General features: G+C 51.9%; 6 protein-coding genes and 1 pseudogene. 4 read left to right on the top strand and 3 right to left on the bottom strand.

Annotated elements, in window-relative coordinates:
* The 3 genes from AC1HCM_RS01905 to AC1HCM_RS01895 all read left to right on the top strand — a co-directional run.
* A partial coding sequence (locus AC1HCM_RS01905) for a ribonuclease HII (protein ID WP_479460085.1) occupies nucleotides 1-474 on the top strand: 474 nt, incomplete at its 5' end.
* The gene (gene rsmH / locus AC1HCM_RS01900) at nucleotides 474-1,343 is read left to right on the top strand and encodes a 16S rRNA (cytosine(1402)-N(4))-methyltransferase RsmH (protein WP_479460084.1); all 870 of its coding nucleotides are present in this window, start codon (nucleotides 474-476) and stop codon (nucleotides 1,341-1,343) included. The genes AC1HCM_RS01905 and rsmH, both read left to right, overlap by 1 nt.
* The gene (locus AC1HCM_RS01895) at nucleotides 1,340-1,633 is read left to right on the top strand and encodes a hypothetical protein (protein WP_479460083.1); all 294 of its coding nucleotides are present in this window, start codon (nucleotides 1,340-1,342) and stop codon (nucleotides 1,631-1,633) included. The genes rsmH and AC1HCM_RS01895 overlap by 4 nt, the downstream gene beginning before the upstream one ends.
* Here AC1HCM_RS01895 and nadC read toward each other — a convergent pair.
* Nucleotides 1,587-2,411 (bottom strand): carboxylating nicotinate-nucleotide diphosphorylase, encoded by an 825-nt coding sequence (gene nadC / locus AC1HCM_RS01890; RefSeq protein WP_479460082.1) that lies wholly within the window; start codon nucleotides 2,409-2,411, stop codon nucleotides 1,587-1,589. The genes AC1HCM_RS01895 and nadC overlap by 47 nt on opposite strands.
* A gap of 27 nt (nucleotides 2,412-2,438) precedes the next feature.
* Here nadC and AC1HCM_RS01885 point away from each other — a divergent pair, with 27 nt between their 5' ends.
* Nucleotides 2,439-3,161 carry a glycerophosphodiester phosphodiesterase gene (locus tag AC1HCM_RS01885; protein WP_479460081.1) on the top strand — a complete coding sequence of 241 codons (723 nt, stop codon included), beginning with the start codon at nucleotides 2,439-2,441 and terminating at the stop codon, nucleotides 3,159-3,161.
* Here the strand turns inward: AC1HCM_RS01885 and AC1HCM_RS01880 are convergent.
* Both AC1HCM_RS01880 and AC1HCM_RS01875 read right to left on the bottom strand, forming a co-directional pair.
* Nucleotides 3,133-4,413 carry a bifunctional L-myo-inositol-1-phosphate cytidylyltransferase/CDP-L-myo-inositol myo-inositolphosphotransferase gene (locus AC1HCM_RS01880; RefSeq protein ID WP_479460080.1) on the bottom strand — a complete coding sequence of 427 codons (1,281 nt, stop codon included), beginning with the start codon at nucleotides 4,411-4,413 and terminating at the stop codon, nucleotides 3,133-3,135. The two genes, AC1HCM_RS01885 and AC1HCM_RS01880, sit on opposite strands and share 29 nt — an antisense overlap.
* Nucleotides 4,413-4,615 (bottom strand): annotated as a pseudogene (locus AC1HCM_RS01875) (uracil-DNA glycosylase); the annotation flags it as partial. The gene AC1HCM_RS01880 and the pseudogene AC1HCM_RS01875, both read right to left, overlap by 1 nt.

Below are 4,615 nucleotides of genomic sequence, written 5' to 3'. Positions count from 1 at the left end.
GTTATCCTCCCCCCAAACACGGAACCCTTCCTAAGGGGTGACTCAAAGAAGCTGAGCAGAAAGGAGAGGGAGGAGATATATAGCGTAGTTAAAGAGACCGCTATCGCGGTGGGAACGGCAGTTGTTGACAGCTCAATGATAGACAGGCTTAACATCCTTAAGGCTACCAAGCTAGCTATGAAAAGGGCTCTTGAGGACCTCAAGCACCCCTTTGATGTGGTCATAAGCGACTACGTCAGACTTGAGGATTACAACTGCCTGCCCCTCGTTAAGGGAGACGAGAGGAGCCTGAGCTGTGCCTGTGCCAGCGTGGTAGCGAAGGTTCTCAGGGACAGAATTATGGAGCACTACCACGAGCTCTATCCCCAGTACGACTTCATCAGCCACAAGGGCTACCCCACAAAAAAGCACAGAGAGCTCATAAAAAAGCACGGTATAACTGAGATACACAGAAAGAGCTTCAAGTTAAGGTAATGCACGTACCCGTTCTCCTCGTAGAGTCAACAGACCTTTTGCTTGGAAACGGTGGCACTCTCTACGTTGACTGCACCCTTGGGCTTGGCGGACACACGAAGAGGATACTGGAGAAGAACCCCCAAGCCTACGTGATAGGTATAGACAGGGATGAAGAGGCTATAGAGCTTGCAAAGGAAAACCTACGGGAGTTTGAGGGAAGGTTCTCCATTTACAAGGCGAACTTCAAGGACCTTGACCTAGTCCTGAGGGAGGAAGGTGTTGAGAGGGTTGATGGCTTCCTCTTTGACCTTGGGGTCTCAATGTACCAGCTAAAGAGCGAGAGGGGGTTCTCCTTTCAGATAGATTCCCCCCTTGATATGAGGATGGACAAGGAGCAGAAGCTGACAGCCTACAAGGTTGTGAACGAGTATCCGGAGAGGGAGCTTGCCAGAATACTTTGGGAGTATGGTGAGGAGAGGCTGAGCAGGAAGATAGCGAGGGCTATAGTCCAGAGGAGGAAGGAAAAGCCAATTGAGACAACGAAGGAGCTTGCCCAGTTGGTTGCCTCCCTCTTTCCCCCAAAGCTGAGGCACGGGAGGATACACCCCGCAACCAGAACCTTTCAGGCTATAAGGATTGAGGTAAACAAGGAGCTTGAGAGCCTTGAGGAAGCCCTTGAGAAAACTGTCAGGCATCTCAATCCCAAGGGAAGGCTTGTTGTTATAAGCTTCCATTCCTTGGAAGACAAGATCGTAAAGAGCTTCTTCCGGAGGCACGCCGGGGAGTTTCTTATATTGACAAAGAAGCCTATAACGCCTTCGGAGGAAGAGATAAGGATGAACCCAGCCGCAAGAAGTGCTAAATTAAGAGCTGGGGAGAGGAGATGAATCCTTTCTACGCTGTGGGCTTGGCACTGCTGATATTTTTGGGGAACATGCTCTACTCCGCCTACTCAATAAAGGTTCTAAGGGAGCACTCCGAGAAGCTCAGCAGGTACAAGAGCCTCAAGGAGGAAAACCTGAAGCTGAAGGCGGAGATTGAGAAGATGCTCAACATAAAGGAGCTTGAGAGGTACGCCCTGCGACACGGCTTCAAGCCCTTCAACTGGGAGGAGTTTGCGATAATCCTCTTCAAAGAACCTTCAAAGAAAGGTCGCACCAAGAGGCGCCGTAGATGATGGAGCCAGAAGACAGGTAATCAACCCCCTCTAGGGCGTACTGGCGGACGTTCTCAAGGGTTATGTTTCCTGAGACCTCAACCTCTGCCCTTCCTCTGACCAACTCTGTTGCCCTCTTCACATCCTCCGGAGAGAAATTATCAAGCATGACTATATCAACACCTTCGGAGAGAACCATTTCAAGCTCCTCAAGACTTTCCACCTCAACCTCTATCTTGTAGGCGGGGCTTATCTCCTCCTTCACCTTCCTTATAGCTCTCACCACGTCACCCGCAACCCTCTTGTGATTGTCCTTTATCAGCACCATATCGTAGAGGGCGAACCTGTGGTTCCTTCCACCCCCTACCCTTACCGCATACTTCTCAAAGAACCTATAGCCGGGCGTTGTCTTCCTCGTGTCCAGAATCTTTACCCCTGTTCCCTCAAGGACACTGACAAACTCCCTCGCCCTCGTAGCTATCCCCGATAGGCTCTGAAGGATGTTCAGGGCAAGCCTCTCACCCGTGAGTATTATCTCAGCCCTTCCCTCAAGCTCAAGGAGGACATCCCCCTCTTCAAAGGCTTCGCCCTCACCCTTCAGGGGTCTTATGTAAACTCCCCCGAGCATAAGGAAAAGCTCCTGAACAAAGGGGAGACCTGCGAGAATCCCTCTATCCTTCGCCTTTACAACCGCCCTGGCGGTTTCTTCAGAACACAGAAGCTCGGTCGTTATGTCCCCCTTGCCGACGTCTTCCTCAAGGAACCTCTGGAGCTGGCTACGGACAAAAAGCCTGTTCATAGGCAATATGTTATCATTCAGGCTTGTATGGAAGAACCGAAGGTAATAGCCCACAGAGGATATAGCGCTCTCTTCAGGGAGAACACTTGGTCTGCCTTTGAGGGAGCTCTCCACGCAGGTGCCGACGTGGTTGAGCTTGACCTTGTTCTGACAAAGGACGGGAAGATATTCGTTAACCACGACCTCAGCATAGGGACTGTACCCGTAAGAGATATGCTCCTTGAGGAGGCTATGTCCTTGATACCAGGCTCAATGGAGCTTGAAGAGGTCCTGGGATGGGCTGAGCAAAAGGGTATAGGGCTTTACCTTGATATAAAAGACAGGGATATGATAGACACCCTCACCGATATCCTTAAGGATTTTGGGAGGAAGACCGAGATAGTGGTATCTTCATCCGATGACTTTCCCTTCATGAAGAGGTTCAAGGAGAAGAACGACCACATACTCACAGCCCTCCTCTTCAGAAACCTCCTACCACCTGAGGACATGATGAGCCTTGCAAAGAAGTACTGGGGGGACATAATCCACCCCTGCTGGGAGGACAAGCACCCCCATCCCCACACACTGATAAGCAGGGAGGATATAGAGTGTATGAGGTCTGAGGGCTACAGGGTCGTCTGTTGGCATGAGGAGAGGGAAGAGGAGCTCAGAGAGCTGGTCACAAAGGGGTTTTGGGGCATAACGACGAACGAGCCCTCCCTGTTGAAGAGGGTGATAAGCTCTAAGTTCCCCGCCTCTCCCTCCAGATGAGGTATATGGTTGCAAGAACCCGGAGGTTTGTAATTAGAGATGTTAGAATGAAGAGGAGCTTTATCCAGCCGAAGAGACACAGGAGCATTGCCAAAAATACCCTTTCGTCCCTCTTCCCGGGCAGGTATCTCAGCGATGGAATGGATCTGTAAGCGTCCTCGCAGTAAGCGCCCTTAAAGCGCTCCGTTGTGTAGCTCACCATCAGAGAACCGAAGAGGGCTGAGAGAACCCAGGGAAGGAAGGAGGTCTCCGGCTTGAGCCACAGGGCGAGGGCTGATAGGAAGAAGAAGTCAACGTACCTGTCCAAGACTGAGTCAAGCCACCCTCCAAACCTGGTTGTCCTCAGGCTCGCCCGCGCTATCTCTCCATCAACGCCGTCCGTCATAGAGCTGAGCTGGTACAGAAGACCTCCGAGGGCAGGGTTGAAGAGGGCAAAGAGAGCTGATACCAAGCCCAGAAAGAAGACAGCCCACGTGACCTGATTCGGTGAAACCCTCTCTACGAGCTTTTCCGAAAGCCAAAGGGAGAACTTCCTGTTCAGGTATCTTGAGACGAAGCCATCACCCACACCCTTCACGGAGCTTCTGAGGAGCTCTTTTCTCGCACGCTCTATATCCTCTGGAGTGTCTATGTCAGTCCAGAACTTACCCGAGACGTAGGTGCAACCGATACCAGCTTCCTTAACTATATCGCTCATAGTGAGCTTTTCCCTCTCCCTCTCAAGCCTCTGCGCAGTAGAGAATATCTCCCTGCCGAGGACGAAGAAGCCCGTATCGTATCCGTTGAAGTTCTTTAGCTTCTTCCCTATATCCACCACCCTCCCATCCCTGCAGAGGACCTTGGTAGCCTCCTCTCTGTCGGTGTAAAGGGCGAGCTCATCAACTATGAGACCGTCACCACCCACCGCCTCCCTCACAAACTCTTCGGAGTAGAGGTGGTCTCCCATCGTCAGGATAAACCTCTCATCATCAACGACGTCCTTACAAAGGAAGAGGGAGTAGCCGTTTTCCCTCTCCGGATGCTCGTTCAGAACAACCCTGTAGTTTATGGATAGAGCTCTCAGAAACCCCTCTATGGGAGCCCTGTTTTCAGGGTTCACCACGAACACAAACTTCTCAACACCTTCCCTCCTGAGGAGCTCAACGGTGCGTGAGAGTATCTCCCTCCCTCCAACCTTCAAGAGCGGCTTTGGCGTTGAGGGACTTCCCATCCTCCTCGCCAGCCCTGCGCAGAGGACAACAGCCGTCCTCATCAACCGCCCTCCAGCTCAGACCTTATCCCTCTAAAAACCTCCAGCCACTCCTCCCACTTCAGTCTCCCCGTCTGGGTGTTCTGCTTGCTCGGGTGGTAAGAGGTGATTAGGGTGTAAGGAAGCCCTTCGGGCTTGTAGATCCGGTTGTGTCCAAACTTTATACCCTTCGGGCTGAAGCCCTCGTAGAGCCTGCTCAGAGCCA

This window comes from Hydrogenivirga sp. (assembly GCF_056450045.1).
Note: the sequence above shows the minus strand (reverse complement) of the source record. Positions and strands in the feature narration are given on the sequence as shown.

Excerpts from the sequence above, each read along its gene's own strand:
- rsmH (WP_479460084.1), top strand. The coding sequence starts at position 474 with ATGCACGTACCCGTTCTCCTCGTAGAGTCAACAGACCTTTTGCTTGGA.
- AC1HCM_RS01895 (WP_479460083.1), top strand. The coding sequence starts at position 1,340 with ATGAATCCTTTCTACGCTGTGGGCTTGGCACTGCTGATATTTTTGGGG.
- nadC (WP_479460082.1), bottom strand. The coding sequence starts at position 2,411 with ATGAACAGGCTTTTTGTCCGTAGCCAGCTCCAGAGGTTCCTTGAGGAA.
- AC1HCM_RS01885 (WP_479460081.1), top strand. The coding sequence starts at position 2,439 with ATGGAAGAACCGAAGGTAATAGCCCACAGAGGATATAGCGCTCTCTTC.
- AC1HCM_RS01880 (WP_479460080.1), bottom strand. The coding sequence starts at position 4,413 with ATGAGGACGGCTGTTGTCCTCTGCGCAGGGCTGGCGAGGAGGATGGGA.